Source organism: Salinispora cortesiana (assembly GCF_000484695.1).
Classification (GTDB): Bacteria; Actinomycetota; Actinomycetes; order Mycobacteriales; family Micromonosporaceae; genus Micromonospora; species Micromonospora cortesiana.
Genome location: NZ_AXVR01000044.1, coordinates 1 through 18,467, shown reverse-complemented (window position 1 = coordinate 18,467; position 18,467 = coordinate 1). Strand labels below are relative to the sequence as shown.

The following is an 18,467-nucleotide window of genomic DNA, read 5'->3' as shown; positions in this document are numbered from 1 at the left end:
CCCACCCAACCAAGATGCGCCACCCCATCAGACCGCCGGGGTAGCCTCGCCCCACACCCACCAGAGCAGGAGAGACCCCGTTGAGTCCGGTCACCGTCATCACCGGTGGCAGCCGTGGAATCGGCGCCGCCACCGCCCGCCGCCTCGCCCGCGCCGGCCACCACATCGCCTTCTCCTACCAACGCGACCACACCGCTGCCAACACCGTCCTCGCCGAGCTACGCGCCACCGGAACCACCGCCATCGCCGTACCCGCCGACACCCGCGACCCCGACCAACTCGCCACCCTGTTCACCGCCGCCGCCGACCTTGGCGAGCTCACCGGCCTGGTCAACAACGCCGGCGTCACCAGCCCCATCGGCCCCTTCGTCGACCTCGACCCCACCGACCTACGCCACGTCGTCGACGTCAACCTCATCGGCTACACCCTCGCCGCCCAACAGGCCGCCCGACGGATGCCCGCCGGTGGCGCCATCGTCAACGTCTCCTCCGCCGCCGCCACCCTCGGCTCACCCGGCGAATACGTCCACTACGCCGCCGTCAAAGCCGGCACCGACGCCCTCACCATCGGCCTGGCCAAAGAACTCGCCCCCCGCGACATCCGCGTCAACGCCGTCGCCCCCGGCATCATCCGCACCGACATCCACACCCGCTCCGGCCAGCCCGACCGACCCGACCAAGCCGCCACCCGCATCCCACTCGGGCGCGCCGGCGAACCCGACGAAGTCGCCGCCGCCATCGCCTGGCTCCTCGGACCCGACGCCAGCTACACCACCGGCACCATCCTCCGCGTCGCCGGCGGCCTCTGACCCACCACCAACCCGACCAGCAACAACCGGAGCCACCACCCAGACCCAGCCGGCACACCCGACCCAGGAGACCCGATGAGCACGGCCACCAGCCCGGCACACCAGCCACCCGGGCCGCACATCGCCGACACCCACGACCTGATCCGCGTACACGGCGCCCGCGAGAACAACCTCAAAGACATCAGCGTCGACATACCCAAACGCCGACTCACGGTCTTCACCGGTGTCTCCGGCTCCGGCAAAAGCTCCCTGGTCTTCGCCACCATCGCCGCCGAGTCCCAACGGATGATCAACGAAACCTACAGCGCGTTCGTGCAAGGGTTCATGCCATCGCTGTCCCGACCCGAGGTCGACCTCCTCGAAGGCCTGACCACCGCCATCGTCGTCGACCAAGAACGAATGGGCGCCAACCCACGATCCACCGTCGGCACCGCCACCGACGCCAACGCCATGCTGCGCATCCTGTTCAGCCGACTCGGCCAACCACACCTCGGCTCACCCAACGCCTACTCCTTCAACGTGCCCTCGGTGACCGCCAGCGGCGCGGTCACCCTCGAGCGCGGCGCGGCCCGCACGAAAACCGAAAAGGTCACCTTCACCCGAGTCGGCGGCATGTGCCCCCGCTGCGAGGGCATGGGCGCAGTCACCGACTTCAACCTGACCGCGCTCTACGATGACACCCGCACCCTCAACGAAGGCGCGCTGACCATCCCCGGCTACAGCATGGAGGGCTGGTACGGCCGCATCCTGCGCGGCTGCGGCTTCTTCGACCCCGACAAACCCATCGGCAAGTACACCCAACAGGAGCTACACGACCTACTCCACCGGGAACCCACCAAAGTCAAGATCGACGGCATCAACCTGACCTACACCGGCCTGATCCCAAGCATCCAGAAATCCATGCTCGCCAAGGACGTCGACTCGCTCCAACCACACCTACGCGCCTTCGTGCAACGCGCCGTCACCTTCACCACCTGCCCCGAGTGCGACGGCACACGACTGGGCATCGAAGCCCGCTCCTCCAAGATCAACGGCAGGAGTATCGCCGATCTGTGCCACATGCAGATCAGCGACCTGGCCAGCTGGCTACGAGACCTCGACGAACCGACCGTGGCCCCACTCCTGACCGGAATACGCCACCTCCTCGACTCCTTCACCGAGATCGGCCTCGGCTACCTCTCCCTCGACCGGCCCACCGGCACCCTGTCCGGGGGAGAGGCCCAACGCACCAAAATGATCCGCCACCTCGGCTCCGCACTCACCGACGTCACCTACGTCTTCGACGAACCCACGATCGGCCTACACCCGCACGACATCCGCCGCATGAACGACCTGCTGCTACGCCTACGGGACAAGGGCAACACCGTCCTCGTCGTCGAACACAAACCAGAGACCATCGCCATCGCCGACCACATCGTCGACCTCGGCCCCGGTGCCGGCGCCGCCGGCGGCACCGTCTGCTTCGAAGGCACCCTGGACGGCCTACGCCACAGCGCCACCGCCACCGGCCGACACCTGGACGACCGTGCCGTCCTGAAACAGGCGGTACGCACACCCAGCGGCACCCTGCCAATCCGCGGCGCGACAACGCACAACCTCCGCAACGTTGACGTTGACCTCCCACTCGGCGTGCTCTGCGTCCTCACCGGCGTCGCCGGCTCCGGCAAGAGCTCCCTGATCCACGGATCCGTCGCCGGCCGTGACGGCGTAATCATGATCGACCAAGGCGCCATCCGCGGCTCCCGACGCAGCAACCCGGCCACCTACACCGGCCTACTCGACCCGATCCGTAAGGCATTCGCCAAGGCCAACGGCGTCAAACCGGCCCTGTTCAGCGCCAACTCCGAGGGCGCCTGCCCCACCTGCAACGGCGCCGGCAGCATCTACACGGAACTGGGCGTCATGGCCTCCGTGGAGTCCACCTGCGAGGAGTGCCACGGCAAACGCTTCCAGACCTCGGTACTGGCATACTCACTCGGCGGCCGCAACATCGCCGAAGTGCTCGCGATGCCGGTCGCCGAGGCCCGAGAGTTCTTCGGCGCAGGTGAGGCGCGGACCCCGGCCGCCCACCGAATACTCGATCGACTCGCCGATGTCGGGCTCGGCTATCTCAGCCTCGGCCAACCGCTCACCACCCTCTCCGGTGGCGAACGACAGCGGCTGAAGCTCGCCACCCAGATGGGCGACAAGGGCGATGTCTACATCCTCGACGAGCCGACCTCCGGTCTGCACCTCGCCGACGTCGAACAACTCCTCGGCCTACTCGACCGGCTGGTTGACGCCGGCCGGTCGGTCATCGTCATCGAGCACCACCAGGCGGTGATGGCCCACGCCGACTGGATCATCGACCTCGGACCCGGAGCCGGCCACGACGGTGGCCAGATCGTTTTCAACGGTATGCCGGCCGACCTGGTCGCCAGTCGGAGTACCCGTACCGGCGAGCATCTCGCCGCCTACGTCAGCCCCTGAGCACCCGCCGGCGCTCGGGCGCCAGTTCGTCAGGGGCTGATGGCCCACGCCCCACCGGCCAACTGGTAGCCCGTCGTGTTGTGGCACGAGGAATTCGAGTTGGTCATTCTGGGGGAGTAGGCGACGTAGGTACTTTGAGGCGGGCGGGCACACCCTGTGGAACCCGTCGAACGGCGTCGCCGAGCTGTTCGTGCGCTCGGCTGAGGCGTTGGTCCCGGTCGTGAACCAGCCATCAGGTCTCGGTCCTATGATCAACGACGAGTACGAAGTCGACCTCGAGGTGTTCGGGGAGTTCGTGAACGCGCTCGTGCGTCGGTACTGCGCCTCGACTCACCTGATCCTGAGGTCGTTGCTGGAGGGGTCTACCGCGACTGCCCTGGTTCTTGTCGAGCGGGGTGGCGGCGTCGTCTCCGCGCTGGATGAACCCCCTGAAACTCGATCCCAGGGATGCTTCCGTCGGCCCTGGTGGACTTTGGTGTTCGGGGGAACGCTCGGCTGCTGGTGGCACTTGCTGCGGATCATTCACGGTCCATGCCCCGTTGATCGAGATGCGGGCGGGAACTCCCGAAGCTGCGGCGAGCCACCAGTGGGAGATCCGGATAGAGGCGGCTGAACGCTCGTGGGGCTCATGGCGAGGTTTCTCGTCTACTTCGACCCTATCAGCCGACATTCGATAATGCACATTATGTCAAGTAGAGCGGTTTGACGGCTCCCCTCCGACGATCGGGGGCCTCGCCGGACACGCACACCCTGCCCGAACGCATTCACCTCCGGTCCGGTCGTGAGTAGCCCCGGCGGAGCCCGGCGACAGGGTGTGCGGTCCTCTGCCCCTTGGTGCTGCACCACACGGCCTCGCGGTCTTGGAACGGCCACCGCCATCGTCCAGGCAGCCACCGAGCGGCTACCCCCGCACGCAACACTCCTGCTCGCGCTGTACGGCCCGTCGTTCTTCCGTCGCGGCGCCCGGCCCTCGCGTTACTGGCGAACCGACCCTCGGGTCGGCGCACTCCCGCCCCCTGTCGGGGTGCCTCCCCGGCAACCCCCTGTCCAAAACGCGAGTTTCATGCATAATGTTCCTTATGCAGGATAGGTCGGGTGAACCGGTAGTACAGCTGATTGAGGAGTTCCTGACTGATCGCGCTACCCGCAAACCCTCGCCGCACACCGTGGCGGCGTACCGGCGGGACCTGCGCACCGTGGCGAGCATCGCCGCCAGCGCATGCACCCCTCCCCTCCCCCTGGCTGACCTGCCGTTGACGGCGCTCCACTCCCGCACGCTGCGGTCGGCGTTCGCTCACTTTGCCGCCACCCGCTCCGCCGCGTCGGTGCATCGCGCCTGGTCCACCTGGAACAGCTTCTTTGTCTTCCTGGTGGCGGACGGGGTCGTCGCCGGTAACCCGATGCCAGCGGTGGGGCGGCCCCGAGCGCCCCTTCCCCGGCCCAAGCCACTGCGCGGAGCGGACACCCCTGAGCAGTTGTTGACGGCCGTGGCCCGGGTCAACGGCCGGCAGCGAGACCCCTGGCCGCAGCGAGACCTGGCAGTGTTGGCGCTGGCGTTGTGCGGCGGGTTGCGGATGGCCGAGATGCTGGCGCTTCGGGTGGCATCCCTGGCCGGGCGGGCCGGCGAGCGGCGGCTTGATGTGGCCGGTAAGGGTGGGCGGCCGCGGGTGGTGCCGGTGGAGCCGGAGTTGGACCAGGTGTTGGCGGACTATCTGGAGAGTTGTCGTCGCCGATTTGGTTCCCGCAGCGTGGGTCCGGACGCGCCGCTGTTGTTGGATCGGCGGGGTGGGCCGCTGCGCCGGGGTGGGTTGCAGTATTTGGTGGACTCCTGCTTTCGGCGGGCGGGGATTGGTGACCGGGTGCCGCAGGGGGCGCGGCTGCACGCGTTGCGGCATACGTTCGCGACGCGGCTGGCGGAGGACGGTGCGAGCGCGGCGGAGATCATGCGGTTGCTGGGGCATGTGTCGTTGGCGTCTTCGCAGGCATACATTGAGGTGACTGCGGGTCAGCAGCGGGCGGCGGTGCGTTCGAATCGCACTCATCGGGTGCTGGCGGAGTTGTTGTCGACGTGAGGCAGCGGCTGGCCCCCGCCGCTGTCGGGGGTCAGCCGCTGCCGGTGTCAGACGGGCTCGCGGTCTTCCTCGCTGAGGGCAAGGAATGCCATCGCCGCGAGCGTCGCTCCGACGGCTTGGGCTAGTAGGTGGATCCAGATCGTCGACCAGGCGATGAGACCAATGGCGGCAGCGCCGAACGCGACGGCGGGATTGAATGCCGCGCCGGAGATTCCACCGACCGTGACCACCCCCACCATGACGGTGCCCCCGATGGCCAGGCCGTAGAAGGAGTTGTCCGGGTGGCTGCGGCTGGTGGCGACGTTGAGCACCACGTAGGCGAGGGCGAAGGTGAACAGGGCTTCCACCGCCAATGCCATCCAGATCTCGCGCCCTGCCGGTGACAGTGCTGTCGGCTTTGCGTTGTTGAGGATCAGTTGGCTGGTCGCCGCGCCGGCTAGACCGCCGAGGAGTTGGGCCAGGATGTACCCTCCGGCGTCGGCTCGTTTGATGCGGCCGCGGATAAGAACGGCCAGTGTTACGGCGGGGTTGAAGTGGGCTCCGGATATGTGCCCTCCGGCGTAAATCATGACCATGAGAATTCCACCTATTGCCACTGGCGCCAGGGCGTTCATCGTGATGACTGTCAGGCCGATCGTCAGTAGCAGGAAGTATGTTCCGATGAGTTCAGTCGCGTACCGCCGCATTGCAACCTCCCTTGTCGATCCTCTCGCTGACACTACTCTTATTGATTCATGCACATCTTACGAAGTAGTGACATGATTGAGAGATCTCGTTGGGTATTGGCGCGTCGTGGACGTCCACTATCGGCCCGCCCAACTGGCAGGGTCAGGTGAACGATCTATCGCGTATTCACTCGACGGGTTCCCGGCAGTCTGTCCCGAAAGCAATGGGCCATGGCGCCTTGTGAGCGCTACGTCGCTAAGGGGTTGATCTAGCTTTGGCGCTGCGGCCGACGCCGGGGAGGAAGCGTCCGACTCGCGCGGCGTAGGTGGTGTAGGCCGGGCCGTGGGTACGGATGAGGTAGGGCTCTTCTACCGCTCGTACCTGAAGTTGGACCGACGCGATGAGCACGACGGTCGCTGTGAGGGAGATTAGGTTGGGCACCATCGCGGCGAGGCCGAGACTGGTGATGGTCATCGCTGTGAAGACGGGGTTGCGGGCCACGGCGAATGCGCCGGCGGTGATCAGGGCGGTGTGCTCGGCCGGGTTGACGCCGATACGCCAGGAGGTGCCCATGTTCAGTTGCGCCGCGAGCGTGGCCGCGATCCCGGTTACGGCGAGTACCACGCCGGTGGTGCGTAGCCAGCCGGCGTCGAGGGTGGTGATCGGCGGCAGGCCGGCCAGGGCGGCGGCGGGGCCGGCGGCGCCGAGCGGCAGTGCGGCGAGGAAGGCTAGCTTGGCCCACCAGCGGATTGATCCGGCTAGTCCGGCGTCCAGCCGCAGTCCGGTGTCGCCGGTGGCTCGCCACTGGGCGAGGGTGCGCCATCCGAAGGCCAGTAGTAGTCCGAGCACATACAGTCCCAGGGCGAGTGTGGCCATCAGCAGCACCCGTCGGTGTCGGTGGTGGGGCAGGCGGCCGGGTCGACGGCGAGGACCAGGCCGAGTAGGTCGCCCAGGGCGTGTGCGAGCCGGGCATCGGACAGCTCGTAGCGGGTGCGCCGACCTTCGGGGGCGGCGACGACCAGGCCGCAGCCGCGTAGGCAGGCCAGGTGGTTGGACAGGTTCTGCCGGGTGGTACCCAGCAGGGCGGCGAGTTTGGCTGGGTAGCTGGGTCCGTCTCGCAGGGCCAGCAGGAGCCTGGCACGAATCGGGTCGGACAGGGCATGGCCGAAGCGGGCGAGCACTTGCCCGTGCGTCAGCGTCTCCACCGCCAAGACAGTACATCGTATTGTGTATTCAGTAAACAGTGAACTCTGGGCCCTGTGATTGCTTCGTGGGTGTTTGAGGGAACTCGCGGGATGTTTGCTACCAGCCATTCACGCGATCGGCGACCGTCAGGTTTCGGGGTGCAACATGAGTAGGATCGCGCGGTTGCGCTGCCCATTGCCCTGGTACTGGTGTGGGCGGTTGGCGTCGAACCGGATGGAGTCGTGTTCGGCCAGGGTGGCGGTGGCGTCGGCGGGTCCGGTGGTGATGCTTCCGTGAGTGAGGATGAGGCACTCCTGCACGCCGGGCAGGTGAGCGGGTGAGTGTTGGGCGGTCTGGGCCACCTCGATGTCGTAGACCTCCACCGTGCCGCGCAGTTGGATGCGGTGCAGGAGGCGGGCGCTGACCGCGTCTCCGCTGATGCGTGGCTGCTGGTCGTCGGCGCGTACGACGTCGGTGTTGGGGGTGGGTGTTTCCAGTAGTGCGCCGAGCGGCACCCTCAGCGCCGTGGCCAGGGCCCACAGGGTGCTGAGGGTTGGGTTGCCGTGCCCCTGCTCGATGCTGTGCAGGGTGGTCTTGCTGATGTCGCCGGCTGTGGCGAGGTCGGCCAGGGACATGCCAGCAGTGCTTCGTAGCCGGTGCACATTCGAGCCGACCGTTCGCGCCAGATCCATGCATACCATTTTGGTGTTACGTTCGTTCCAGTGAAGCGAACAGAGTGGAACGTTGAGGAGTGTCACATGACCGTCAGCCGCCTACGCGACATTCCTGGCATCGGCGTTGACCTGGTCGGCGACGCCGCGGACGCGATAGCCGACCCGGACTTTCTTCGTCTGGAGAATCTGGACACCGATCTGAAGCCACCGGCCGTGGCGGTCACCGCGACCCGGGCCGCCATCGACGACGACGCGGCCAACAGCTACCTGCCCTTCCAGGGGCAGCGTTCCCTTCGCGCGGCCGCCGCGGCTCACGTGTCGCGCATCGCTGGCCGACGGTACGACCCCGACACCGAGTGCGTCAGCGTCGCCGGTGGATTGAACGGCATCCTGAACACGCTGCTGGCCACCGTGGAGCCGGGTCAGGAGGTGGTGCTGGTGGACCTCATCTACGCCGGCCTGGTCAATCGGGTCCGGCTCGCCGGTGGGGTGCCGTGTTTCGTGCCCGCCAAGCCCACGCCGGAGGGCTGGGTGGTCGATCCGGAACATCTCGCCAGCGCTGTTGGACCCAACACCGCCGCGGTGCTGATGATGGGCCCGGCCATGCCCTCCGGGCTGGTCCTGAACGCGGAGCACTGGTCTGCGTTGTCTGCTGCCTGCGCGCGGCACAATGCTTGGCTGATCTATGACGCGGCGATGGAGCGGATCCGTTTCGACGGCCTTCGCCCCAGCCATCCAGCAGCCCATGATGGCCTCGCCGGGCGCACCATCACTGTCGGTTCAGCGTCGAAGGAACTGCGGCTGATCGGCTGGCGGGTCGGGTGGGTCGTGGCACCCGCCGCGATTCTTGCCGACATCAAGCTGGTTGGTCTGACCAATGTGGTCTGCCAGGTTGGGTTGGCTCAGGGGGCGGTGGCCGCCGCGCTCGACGCACCCGATGCTGATGCTGATGTCACCGCCGCTACCCAACATTGGCAGCGGCGCTGCGACACGGTCCTGCAGCAGCTCTCGGGCTATCCAATCGTTCGGCCACACGGCGGATGGTCGCTGCTCGTGGATACCCAGCCCCTGGGGTTGACGCCTGCCGAGCTGGCGGGGCTGTTGTTCGACCGGGCGAAGGTGGCGGCCACGGCGATGGATGGCTGGGGACCCAGCGGCGCGCGCTACCTGCGGATCGTGTTCGCCAACGAACCGGTCGACCGTCTTTCGAGCCTGGCTGACCGGTTCCGTCAGGCCATCGGATAATCCGCGTTCGGTCACCTCGGCCGGCCGCTGGGTGTAAGAAAGTAGGCAACGGCTAGGTTTTGGGGGTCCCGGAGCGGGGGTCATCGTGCGGTACGGAACGGCCCGCCCACGCCGGCCCCGGGGGGATCTGGTGAAACGGAATGCCGCTGCCACCGGCTACTCCTTCCCACCGGCTACCCGTCAGGAGGTGTGGCGGCAGCACACCGTGCCGGTGGCTGCTGTTGAACCCCTCAACGATCCGCGCATCGCCGAGTTGCTCAAGGTTGAGCCCGGTACCCGGGTGTTGCGCCGGTTTCTGGTCAGTGGTCCCGAGGGGGAGTCGCCCGTCCAGGTCAGTACCTCCTGGATCCATCCGCGGGCAGCCGCCGTGCCCGGGCTGGACTCCCCTGCCGCCGGGCCGGGCGGTTGGCAGCACCGGCTGGAGGTCGGAGGTCACTGGCCGATCACCTGGATGGAGATCCACCGCGCGCGGATGCCCAGTACGCGGGAGGCCGCCCTGTTGGAGGTCGCGGTGAGCCTTCCGGTGTTGGAGATCATTCGGGTGGGTACTTCTGGGGACGACGGTGAGCCGGTCGAGGTGACCGAGTGCGTTGTCGCCAGTGACCGGGTCGAGACCATCCACATCCTGCATCGTGATGAGTCAGCGCGGGAGCCGTGGCCTGAAGTGATCAACGTGCGCGCGGAGGATGACCCGGAACGGTGAGTCTGCGCATCGATGTTGCGGGGAGCTGTCACCTGGGGCTCGGTCGACGACGTAACGAGGACGCCATTCACGTGGGGCGGTGTCTGTTCGCGGTCGCTGATGGTCTCGGCAACCATGGTGCCGGTGATGTCGCCAGTGCCACTGTGATCGAGGCAGTGCGGCGATACGACCGGGAAGTGGAGCCCGGTGCGCTGCCGGTGGTGTTGGGAGAGGCGGTGCAGGCCGCGAACAGGGCGGTGCGGCACCGTGTTGCCGCCGAACCGGGCCTTGCGGGTATGGGTACCACTCTGGTTGCGTTGCTCAGTGCCGGTTCGGCGGCAGCCCTGGCCAATATCGGTGACTCTCGGGCCTACCTCCTGCCGGCAACGGGCCCGCAGCGGGGTCGCACCATCCAGATCACTGAGGATCACCTGTACCGGCACCTGGTCGCTGGCGCCGGCGAGGTGCCCAACCTTTCGGACAAGCTGACGCGTTTCCTGGATGGCCACCCGGATGGCCGGTCACCTGACATCATCGTGTTGCCCCTGACTTGCGGCGATCGGATCCTGCTCTGTTCGGACGGGCTCAGCTCCTTCGTGTCACCTGAGCACCTGCATGCGACCCTGGCGACCGCAGCAACTGCGCAGCAGGCGGTGGACCGGTTGGTTGCTTCCGCCCTTACTGAGGGTGGCCAGGACGTGTCGGCGATCGTCCTGCACGTACGGGACGACAGCTAGCCTCCCCGGGCAGGTGTGGAAGGTCGCTATCGAACGCTTTCGGGTGCTGGTACGGCGTGCTCGGCGGCCCGGCTGACCTGTTCCCAGCTGGCCCAGGTGTCCATCCGGCGGCGGGAGAGGTCGAAGGCCAGATCGTAGACCGTGCCGCCGAGCAGCAGCCGCAGTGGTGGTTCGTCGTTGTCGACGAGTGTGAGTAGGGCTTCGGCGGCGAGGCGGGGCTCGCTGTCGACCGACCCCTGCGCCCACTGCGCCTGCACCTGGGCACGGAGCGGATCGTAGGCATCCACCGACGTGGTGGTGGTCATGTCCTGGTAAAGGTTGGTCCAGTAGCCACCGGGCTGCACGATGCTGACTTTGATGTTGAAGGCAGCCGCCTCCAGCGCAAGGGCTTCGCTCATGCCTTCGAGCGCGAATTTACTCGCGCTGTACAGACCGGTGCTGGGGAAGCCGCCGAGGGCGGCGATGCTGGAGATCTGCACGATGTGGCCGGCCCGTTGGGTGCGCAGCTGCGGCAGGACGGCCTGGGAGACCCAGAGCGCGCCGAAGAGGTTCACTTCGAACTGAGCCCGTGCCTGCTCCTCGGTGAATTCTTCGATCATGCCCAGGGACAGGGTGCCGGCGTTGTTGACGACGATGTCGAGGTGCCCAGAGTGTTCGATCGCGGTGGCGACGGCGGCGAAGACCGCCGTCCGGTCGGTCAGATCGAGCGGCAGCGCAAGCAGCCGTTCGCTGTGACGTTCATCGAAGTCTTCGGCGGTGATGGTCCGGGCGGCGGCGACCACCCGGTCCCCTCGTTCGAGCGCGGCTGTGGTGAAGGCGCGGCCCAGGCCACGGCTGGCGCCGGTGATGAACCAGGTGCGGGCAGCGGTGTCGGATAGGTCGCGCATGGGGTTCTCCTATCTTCAACGGGTGACCTACAAGACGAGACGTAACGTCTCGATTGCGACCTTACGCCCCTCGTTCCCCTGCAACAAGACGGAACGATTCGTCTCGCTAGCTATGATGATGGGATGGCACCCAACCCCAGCCGCCGGCGGGAGAGCTCCCGGCGGGCCATACTCACGGCCGCGTTCGACCTGCTACAGGAGGTCGGCTACGCCAAACTCACCATTGAGGGCATCGCCGCGCGCGCCGGAGTGGGAAAGCAGACCATCTATCGCTGGTGGCCCTCCAAGGGCGTCGTTATTTTCGACGCATTCCTCATGCTCAATGAGGGTGATGCGGGTGAGCCGGTGCTCCTTCCTGACACCGGCGACCTGCACGCAGACCTGACCGCGGTCCTGCGCGCCACTGTCGCCGAGCTCAACGACCCGCGCTACGACCAGCCACTGCGCGCGCTGGCCACCGAGATCACGCACGATCCCGAACTGGCCGCCGCCTACGCCGAACGCCTGGACACGCCAATGCGGCACGCCAAACGACATCGGCTGCGCAGCGCCCAGCAGGCCGGCCAACTCGCCGCGGACCTCGATCTCGACGTGGCAGTGGACATCATCTGGGGGCCAGTGCTCAACCGCTGGCTACAACGTAGCGGCCCCCTCACCAGCGAATACGCCGACAGCGTCGTCACCGCCGCCCTCAACGGCCTTCACCCCCGCCCCTGAAACGACCGGGTCGGGTGGACAGTCGGCGGTCGGGCAGTCTGCTGCTACCAGTCCGCTTTCTCATGGACATCAAGACTTCAGTCCACGTCGAACGCGGCACGCAGGGTGTCGCGGTGGGTGCGCACGTAGCTGATGTCCGCCTCGTAGGGGTGCAGCCAAGGTACGGCGGAAACCGGCAATAGGGTGAGCGGTCCTTTGGCTTTGCGCTGGTGAGGGCCGGTATCTCGGAGCTGATCGATGCCGGTCTTCGACTTTGTTGATCTTTTGGTACGTTCCCGATCCGTCCGGGTTGATCTTTACGGGTCTGGGGTTGTGACGTGACGTCGATCGAGCGGACCGCGTATCCGCGGTTCAAGCGGTTTCTGTCGGCCCGGGAATTGCACGTGTTCTACACGCCGCAGCCGGAGGAGATCGCGTGGACGAGCGGGCTGGTGCGCTCGGACAGTCATCTGCTGGCGTTCATGGTGCAGCTGAAGTGCTTCAACCGGATGGGGTACTTCCCGCGGCTGGATGAGGTCCCGGAGGCGGTGGTGGCCCACATCCGGCGGGATCTGGGCCTGGGTAAGGACGTCGCCGCGGTGTACGACTCGGAGCGGACCCGGGGCCATCATCGGCTGCTGATCCGCCGACGTAGTGAAGTCGTGTCGGACATGCCGGCGGCCCGGGCGGTGGCCGCCGCGGCGATCCGGGAGGCTGCCGGGCGTAAGAACGATCCGGCCGACCTGATCAATGTGGCGTTGGAGAAGCTGGTCGAGGGCTCGTTCGAGCTGCCGGGTTACACGACGTTGGACGAGATGGCCTCGGCGATCCGCGAGGAGGTCAACTCGGCGATCTTCGCGCTGGTCGTCGAGCGCATCGGTCCGGCAGGTGTGGCCGGGTTGGATCGGATGCTGATTACGGCGGGTGGTCCGGGGAGCAAGAGCGACTACAACCGGTTGAAGCGGACCGCGCCGCGGCCGTCGTGGACGAACTACCGGCTGCAGATCGAGCATCTGCGCTGGGCCGACAGTCTTGGTGACTCGCGGTCCTGGTGGGAGGGCATCGCGCGATCGAAGATCGCCGACTTTGCCGGGGAGGGTGAGGCCGGTGACGCCGCGGTGCTGGGCGACTACGGGGACGCGAAGCGTATCGCGATCCTGGCGGCGATGGTTTACGCCGCGCAGCAGCGGGCCCGCGACGACACAGCGGAGATGTTCTGCCGGCGGGTCGGCACCCTGACCAAGCGGGCCCGGCTGGAGCTGGAGGAGCTGAAGAAGAAGCAGCAGAAGGTCACCGAGGCGCTGATCGTCAACTACCGGCAGGTCCTGGAGCACCTCGACCCGTACGGTCCGGCCGCGGCCCAGCACGCCGCGGCGCTGGAGATGGCCCGCAAGACAGTCGAGGCCGCGGGCGGTTTCCCGGAGGAGCTGGCCCGCATCGATGCGGTCCGGGCGACCCACGGCGACAACCATGTGCCGCTGGTGGCCCGGCATTTCCGCAAGGACCGGTCGTCGATGCTGGCCATGGTGGGCGTCCTGGACTTGGAGGCGACCAGCGCGGACCGCAGTGTGTTGCAGCTGCTGGACTACATGCGTGAGCACACGATGCTGACCCGCGATCACATCCCTGACCGGATCTCGGTGTTAGACGAGCAGGGCCGGCCGGTGACCTACCCAGAGACGGGTGAGCAGCGGATCCACGTGTTTGACACGTCGTTCGCGTCGGAGAACTGGAACAGGTCGATCCGGGACCGCAGCCGGCCCGGCATGTTCGTACGCCGGCACTTGGAGGCGTGCGTGCTGACGTATCTGGCCGAGGAACTGCGGACCGGCGACATCGCTGTGACCGGCGCGCAGGCGTACGCGAACTGGGCTGATCAGCTGCTGTCCCCGGACGAAGTCGCCGCGATGCTGCCGGGCTTCTGTGCCGAGGTCGGTATCCCGGCGACAGCCGCCGGGTTCCGCGCGGACCTGCACGAGCGCCTCGACGCGCAGTGCCGGGCAACCGACAGCGCGTATCCGGACCTGGCCGACTTCACCATCGACGAGCTCGGCCGTCCATCGCTCAAGCAGCTGCGAGCGGCGCCGCCCACACCGTCGGCGCAGGCCATCGCGCTCGCCGTGCGGGACCGGATGCCGGAGCGCACGCTGATGGGGATCCTGGCCCGCACCGGGCACTGGCTGGACTGGTGGCGCCGGTTCTCGCCCGTGTCGGGTTCGGATCCGAAGCTCAAAGACCCGTTCGTGCGCTACATCCTGACCACGTTCACGTACGGCACGAACCTGGGGCCGGCGCAGGCCGCCCGGCACATCGCCGGGGTCAGCGCCCACGAGCTGGCCACCACGTCGGCGCGGCACGTCACGATCGGCAAGCTGAACAAGGCCATCGCCGACGTCGTCGATGCGTTCACCGAGCTGGACCTAATCAAGGTGTGGGGCGACGGATCGGTGGTCGCCGCGGACGGTACCCAGGTGGACACGTTCATCGACAACCTCCTGGCGGAGACGTCGATCCGGTACGGCGGCACCGGCGGGATCGCGTACCACTACGTGTCGGACACCTACATCGCGTTGTTCTCCAAGTTCATCCCGGTCGGGGTGTGGGAGGCCGTGCACATCATCCAGGGCCTGCTCGACCAGCAGTCCAAGGTGCGGCCGGGCACGATCCACGCCGACACCCAGGGCCAGGCGCTGCCCGTCTACGCGCTCGCGCATTTGTGCGGGTTCGAGCTGATGCCGCGGGTGCGTAACTGGAAGGATCTCAACTTCTACCGCACGTCGGCGGCCACCCGGTTCCGGCACATCGAGGCCCTGTTCGGCGAGCCCGGCCGCAACGTCATCGACTGGGACCTGATCGAACGCCACTACGACGACCTGATGCGGATCGTGCTTTCCGTCGCGGCCGGGAAGATCTCATCCGTGACGTTGCTGCGCCGGCTGTCGACCTACTCCCGGCGCAACAACTTCTACAAGGCCTTCCGCGAGGTCGGCCGGGTCATCCGCACGATCCAGCTACTGCGCTACCTGTCGGACCCGCAGCTACGCCGGCGGACCACCGCGGCGACCAACAAGGTCGAGTCCTACAACAACTTCTCCGCCTGGTGCCGATTCGGCAACGAGGGCCGCGTCCGCGACAACGACCCCGCCGAGCAGGAGAAACACATCAAGTTCTCCACCCTGCTGACCAACGCGGTCATCTTTCACACCACCCTGGACATGATGAGCGTGCTCCGGCAACTCGCCGGTGAGGGCTGGGAGATCAAGCCGGAGGACCTGGCCGTGCTGTCGCCGTACCAGACGATGCGGATCAACCGGTTCGGCGTCTACGCCACCGACGAGATCACCATCACCCCCGAGCAGTACGACGCGCACCTACCCGACATCGACCTCACCATCCCGGAGCCCGTACCGTCACCCGCCCGGTGACGGTCGCCGAATGAGCTCGGTGGTGCCCGGCGGCCGCTGCGTGATCCTGACGCGGGCGGGGAGGACTGGTCCCCTGATGGCTCGTCGCCCTCAAGTCTGGGCGTGCTGGGTGGGCGAGGTGTCGGGTGCTGGCTTGTACGGCCAAGATGGCGGATGTGCGTATGTCCCGGCTGTTCTCGATGGTGCTGCTGCTGCAGGCGCGGGGAGCTATGACCGCAGCGGAGTTGGCGGGTGAAGTAGGCGTCTCAGAACGGACTGTCTACCGCGACATCATCGCATTGGCCGCTGCGGGGGTGCCGGTCTACGCCGAACAGGGACGACACGGCGGCTACCGACTGGTCGATGGCTACCGCACCCGGCTAACCGGACTCAGCCGGGCTGAGGCTGAGGCATTGTTTCTGCTCGGTCTGTACGGCCCGGCGCGAGACATGGGACTCGGCGATGTGCTGGCCACCGCCCAGCTCAAGGTCAGCGCGGCGCTGCCAGCCGAGTTGCGTGATGCGGCGGCGCAGGCGGCGCAACGCTTCCACCTCGATGTGCCGGGGTGGTTTCACGACAGCGACCCGCCGCCTGCGCTGAGCGTCTTGGTCCGCGCGGTGTGGCAGGACCTGACGGTGATCCTTCGTTACCATCGACATGACGAGGTGACGCGCACCGTGCAGCCCTACGGCGTGGTCCTCAAGGCGGGGATCTGGTACCTCGTCGCGCGGGTCGGCGCGGACCTGCGGGTATACCGCGTCGACCGAGTCGTAGGCGTCGAGGTCACTGATCAGCGGTTCGTCCGCGAGGAGTCTTTTGACCTGCCGGCAGTGTGGGCTGAACGGGCGGCGCAGTTCGTCCGCGGGATGCTCGCCGAGCAGGTGACGGTACGACTGAGTCAGGCCGGGCTGCGGGCGTTACGGTTCGCCGTCGAGCCGCCCGCGGTGCAGGCGGCCACCGCCGCGGCGGGCGGACCCGACGAACAGGGCTGGGTGGTCACTCGCCTGCCCGTCGAGTCCGCCGAGGTCGCCTACGACCAGCTGCTACGCCTGGGCCCGGAAGTGGAGGTGCTGGCGCCTCAGCCGTTGCGCGAGCAGATGCGGGTTGCGGCACAGCGGCTGGCCGACTTGTATCAGCGGTAGCCGGTGACGTCCGCCGGCTTGCCGGCGTCCTGGACCTCGACCAGGTACCGCCAGCAGTCCGGGCGACTACCGTCGAGATCAGTGAAGCCGTAGACCTGAGCCAGCTGCCCGCTGGACAGCGACTGCCCGTTCCACCGGGCGATGTCCGGGTCGGCCGCGAGCGCGGCGACCGCCCGGCCGACGAAGGCGGGGCTCTCCGAAATCGCGAAGTGAGGTTCGGTGGCCGTGGCGTCGTACCAGTTGGCCTCGGTGACCCCGAAGTGCTCCAGCATGATCTCCGAACGCATCCAGCCCGGCGTCAGGGCCACCGCGGTGGCACCGAACGAGGCCAGCTCCTGAGCCTGGGCGAACGCCATGCGCAGCACCGAGGTCTTGGCCAGGTCGTAGAAGAACGACACCCGGTAGTTCGTACGGTTGTACTCCGCGGTGCCGTCGGTCATCTCGACTACCAAGCCACCCGGTCGGCGGATCAGCAATGGCAGCGCGAAGTGGCTGGTGATGACGTGGGTATCGACCGCCAGCCGCAAGATGTGCAGGCCGGTTTCCAGGGGGTGTTCCCACAGCTTCTGGTCCCAGCTGAACAACAGCTCCGCACCCCAGATGTTGTTGACCAGGATGTCCAGGCACCCCTGCTCAGCATCGACGCGCTCCACCAGCGCACGCACCTGCTCCGCGACGAGGTGATCGATCTGGACAGCGATCCCCCTACCACCGGCCGCAGTCACCAGCTCAGCAGTCTCCTCGATCGTCTCCGACCGGTCCATCTCCGATCGATGCGCGCGGGTACTGCGGCCGGTGGCATACACCGTCGCCCCGCGGGCACCAAGCTGCACGGCAATCTGGCGCCCCGCACCGCGAGTCGCCCCAGCTACCACAGCAACCTTGCCTGCCAAATCAAGATCCATGACGGAGACCTTGACAGAAAAACCTGACGGGACATGTCAGCCTTTCATAGTCGCTCCTGACGGTGAACGCTAACGTTCGTTCGCGATACACCCTGGCGGCATGGACGTTCGCCCAGGCCGGCCTTGTAACACAACCCGTGTCCGCGCCTTCGTAACGCTTTCAGAGGTTCGCGTCACAGTCAGGGTCATGCGGATCGGCTACGGGCGGGTCTCCACCCGCGACCAGAACCCCAACGCCCAACACGACGCGCTCACCGCGGCCGGCTGCGAACAGATTTACGTCGACAAGGCGTCCGGCAAACTCGCCCGCCGCCCCGAGCTCGACAAGGCGCTGCTGGTCGCCCACCGACCCGGCGACCAACTCGTGGTCACCAAGCTGGACCGGCTCGGCCGCTCGCTGGAGAACCTCATCGACCTGTCCGCCCAGTTGCAGGATCGCAACGTCGACCTGGTCGTGCTCGACCAGAACATCGACACGTCCACCGCGATGGGCCGGATGTTCTTCCAAATCCTCGGCTCGATAGCCGAGTTCGAGCACGCGCTGATGTCCGAACGCACCCTCGACGGCTTGGCCGCCGCCCGGGCCCGCGGTCGCACCGGCGGGCAGAAACCCAAACTGACCCCGCGTCAGGCAAAAATCGCCCAGCAGATGTATGAGGAGACCGGACCCGACGGACGCCGGGTACACACCGTCGAGCAGATCGCCGCCGAGTTCGGCGTCACCCGGCCCACCATCTACCGTCACCTGGCCAAGCTGCCCGCCGAAGCCATCTGAACAGCGGAAACCATAAGCAGAGCGCAGGTTACCGCCCCTTACGGCCGCACCTTGGCGCTCACCCCATCAAGGCGCGTTACCGCCTATTGCCGGTTTCCGCCGTACCTTGGCTGTACCCC

At 67.1% G+C, this 18,467-nt stretch carries 16 protein-coding genes and 1 pseudogene; 11 read left to right on the top strand and 6 right to left on the bottom strand.

Annotated elements, in window-relative coordinates:
* Positions 1 to 80: 80 nt before the first annotated feature.
* The 4 genes and pseudogenes from K228_RS0118005 to K228_RS0117995 all read left to right on the top strand — a co-directional run bounded on the left by K228_RS0118005 (position 81) and on the right by K228_RS0117995 (position 5,350).
* Positions 81 to 809: an SDR family oxidoreductase gene (locus K228_RS0118005; protein WP_025619692.1), complete on the top strand. Its 729-nt coding sequence runs from the start codon at positions 81 to 83 to the stop codon at positions 807 to 809.
* Positions 810 to 884: 75 nt separating this feature from the next.
* A complete protein-coding gene (locus K228_RS0118000; RefSeq protein WP_025619691.1) occupies positions 885 to 3,278 on the top strand; it encodes an ATP-binding cassette domain-containing protein in 2,394 nt (797 codons plus the stop codon).
* 142 nt (positions 3,279 to 3,420) lie between these two features.
* A pseudogene (locus tag K228_RS30435) lies at positions 3,421 to 3,891 on the top strand (DUF6086 family protein); the annotation flags it as partial.
* Between the two features lie 466 nt (positions 3,892 to 4,357).
* Positions 4,358 to 5,350 carry a tyrosine-type recombinase/integrase gene (locus tag K228_RS0117995; protein WP_025619690.1) on the top strand — a complete coding sequence of 331 codons (993 nt, stop codon included), beginning with the start codon at positions 4,358 to 4,360 and terminating at the stop codon, positions 5,348 to 5,350.
* 47 nt (positions 5,351 to 5,397) lie between these two features.
* Here K228_RS0117995 and K228_RS0117990 read toward each other — a convergent pair whose 3' ends face one another.
* The 4 genes from K228_RS0117990 to K228_RS0117975 all read right to left on the bottom strand — a co-directional run bounded on the left by K228_RS0117990 (position 5,398) and on the right by K228_RS0117975 (position 7,893).
* Entirely contained in the window at positions 5,398 to 6,036 is a 639-nt protein-coding gene (locus K228_RS0117990) for an MIP/aquaporin family protein (protein ID WP_025619689.1), read from the bottom strand.
* Between the two features lie 235 nt (positions 6,037 to 6,271).
* Positions 6,272 to 6,892 (bottom strand): methyltransferase family protein, encoded by a 621-nt coding sequence (locus tag K228_RS0117985; RefSeq protein ID WP_033777069.1) that lies wholly within the window; start codon positions 6,890 to 6,892, stop codon positions 6,272 to 6,274.
* Positions 6,892 to 7,227: an ArsR/SmtB family transcription factor gene (locus tag K228_RS0117980; protein WP_025619687.1), complete on the bottom strand. Its 336-nt coding sequence runs from the start codon at positions 7,225 to 7,227 to the stop codon at positions 6,892 to 6,894. The genes K228_RS0117985 and K228_RS0117980 overlap by 1 nt, the downstream gene beginning before the upstream one ends.
* A 120-nt stretch (positions 7,228 to 7,347) precedes the next feature.
* Positions 7,348 to 7,893, bottom strand: coding sequence for a helix-turn-helix domain-containing protein (locus K228_RS0117975; RefSeq protein WP_188116214.1), 546 nt, complete (start codon positions 7,891 to 7,893; stop codon positions 7,348 to 7,350).
* Between the two features lie 66 nt (positions 7,894 to 7,959).
* Between K228_RS0117975 and K228_RS0117970 the strand changes: the two genes are divergently transcribed.
* From K228_RS0117970 to K228_RS0117960, 3 genes are all read left to right on the top strand, one after another.
* Positions 7,960 to 9,120: a pyridoxal phosphate-dependent aminotransferase gene (locus tag K228_RS0117970; protein ID WP_025619685.1), complete on the top strand. Its 1,161-nt coding sequence runs from the start codon at positions 7,960 to 7,962 to the stop codon at positions 9,118 to 9,120.
* 130 nt (positions 9,121 to 9,250) lie between these two features.
* Positions 9,251 to 9,823, top strand: coding sequence for a UTRA domain-containing protein (locus tag K228_RS0117965; protein ID WP_025619684.1), 573 nt, complete (start codon positions 9,251 to 9,253; stop codon positions 9,821 to 9,823).
* Positions 9,820 to 10,539, top strand: coding sequence for a PP2C family protein-serine/threonine phosphatase (locus tag K228_RS0117960; RefSeq protein ID WP_025619683.1), 720 nt, complete (start codon positions 9,820 to 9,822; stop codon positions 10,537 to 10,539). The genes K228_RS0117965 and K228_RS0117960 overlap by 4 nt, the downstream gene beginning before the upstream one ends.
* A gap of 26 nt (positions 10,540 to 10,565) precedes the next feature.
* Here K228_RS0117960 and K228_RS0117955 read toward each other — a convergent pair whose 3' ends face one another.
* Positions 10,566 to 11,426 (bottom strand): SDR family NAD(P)-dependent oxidoreductase, encoded by an 861-nt coding sequence (locus K228_RS0117955; RefSeq protein WP_025619682.1) that lies wholly within the window; start codon positions 11,424 to 11,426, stop codon positions 10,566 to 10,568.
* A gap of 123 nt (positions 11,427 to 11,549) precedes the next feature.
* Here K228_RS0117955 and K228_RS0117950 point away from each other — a divergent pair, with 123 nt between their 5' ends.
* From K228_RS0117950 to K228_RS0117940, 3 genes are all read left to right on the top strand, one after another.
* Positions 11,550 to 12,143, top strand: a complete 594-nt coding sequence (locus K228_RS0117950; protein WP_025619681.1) for a TetR/AcrR family transcriptional regulator — start codon at positions 11,550 to 11,552, stop codon at positions 12,141 to 12,143.
* 317 nt (positions 12,144 to 12,460) lie between these two features.
* Positions 12,461 to 15,547 (top strand): Tn3 family transposase, encoded by a 3,087-nt coding sequence (locus tag K228_RS0117945; protein ID WP_025619680.1) that lies wholly within the window; start codon positions 12,461 to 12,463, stop codon positions 15,545 to 15,547.
* 161 nt (positions 15,548 to 15,708) lie between these two features.
* Positions 15,709 to 16,668, top strand: a complete 960-nt coding sequence (locus K228_RS0117940) for a helix-turn-helix transcriptional regulator (RefSeq protein WP_019033892.1) — start codon at positions 15,709 to 15,711, stop codon at positions 16,666 to 16,668.
* Here K228_RS0117940 and K228_RS0117935 read toward each other — a convergent pair.
* Positions 16,659 to 17,573, bottom strand: coding sequence for an SDR family oxidoreductase (locus K228_RS0117935; protein WP_012015331.1), 915 nt, complete (start codon positions 17,571 to 17,573; stop codon positions 16,659 to 16,661). The genes K228_RS0117940 and K228_RS0117935 overlap by 10 nt on opposite strands.
* A gap of 187 nt (positions 17,574 to 17,760) precedes the next feature.
* On the opposite strand from K228_RS0117935, the gene K228_RS0117930 reads away from it, so the two are divergent.
* Positions 17,761 to 18,348, top strand: a complete 588-nt coding sequence (locus K228_RS0117930) for a recombinase family protein (protein WP_018256037.1) — start codon at positions 17,761 to 17,763, stop codon at positions 18,346 to 18,348.
* Positions 18,349 to 18,467 lie beyond the last annotated feature (119 nt).

What these genes read in the sequence shown, in the direction of transcription:
- K228_RS0117950 (WP_025619681.1), top strand. Translation starts at nt 11,550, where the DNA reads ATGGCACCCAACCCCAGCCGCCGGCGGGAGAGCTCCCGGCGGGCCATA.
- K228_RS0117995 (WP_025619690.1), top strand. Translation starts at nt 4,358, where the DNA reads ATGCAGGATAGGTCGGGTGAACCGGTAGTACAGCTGATTGAGGAGTTC.
- K228_RS0117930 (WP_018256037.1), top strand. Translation starts at nt 17,761, where the DNA reads ATGCGGATCGGCTACGGGCGGGTCTCCACCCGCGACCAGAACCCCAAC.
- K228_RS0117990 (WP_025619689.1), bottom strand. Translation starts at nt 6,036, where the DNA reads ATGCGGCGGTACGCGACTGAACTCATCGGAACATACTTCCTGCTACTG.
- K228_RS0117970 (WP_025619685.1), top strand. Translation starts at nt 7,960, where the DNA reads ATGACCGTCAGCCGCCTACGCGACATTCCTGGCATCGGCGTTGACCTG.
- K228_RS0117935 (WP_012015331.1), bottom strand. Translation starts at nt 17,573, where the DNA reads ATGGATCTTGATTTGGCAGGCAAGGTTGCTGTGGTAGCTGGGGCGACT.
- K228_RS0117940 (WP_019033892.1), top strand. Translation starts at nt 15,709, where the DNA reads ATGTCCCGGCTGTTCTCGATGGTGCTGCTGCTGCAGGCGCGGGGAGCT.
- K228_RS0117955 (WP_025619682.1), bottom strand. Translation starts at nt 11,426, where the DNA reads ATGCGCGACCTATCCGACACCGCTGCCCGCACCTGGTTCATCACCGGC.
- K228_RS0118000 (WP_025619691.1), top strand. Translation starts at nt 885, where the DNA reads ATGAGCACGGCCACCAGCCCGGCACACCAGCCACCCGGGCCGCACATC.
- K228_RS0117975 (WP_188116214.1), bottom strand. Translation starts at nt 7,893, where the DNA reads ATGGATCTGGCGCGAACGGTCGGCTCGAATGTGCACCGGCTACGAAGC.
- K228_RS0117985 (WP_033777069.1), bottom strand. Translation starts at nt 6,892, where the DNA reads ATGGCCACACTCGCCCTGGGACTGTATGTGCTCGGACTACTACTGGCC.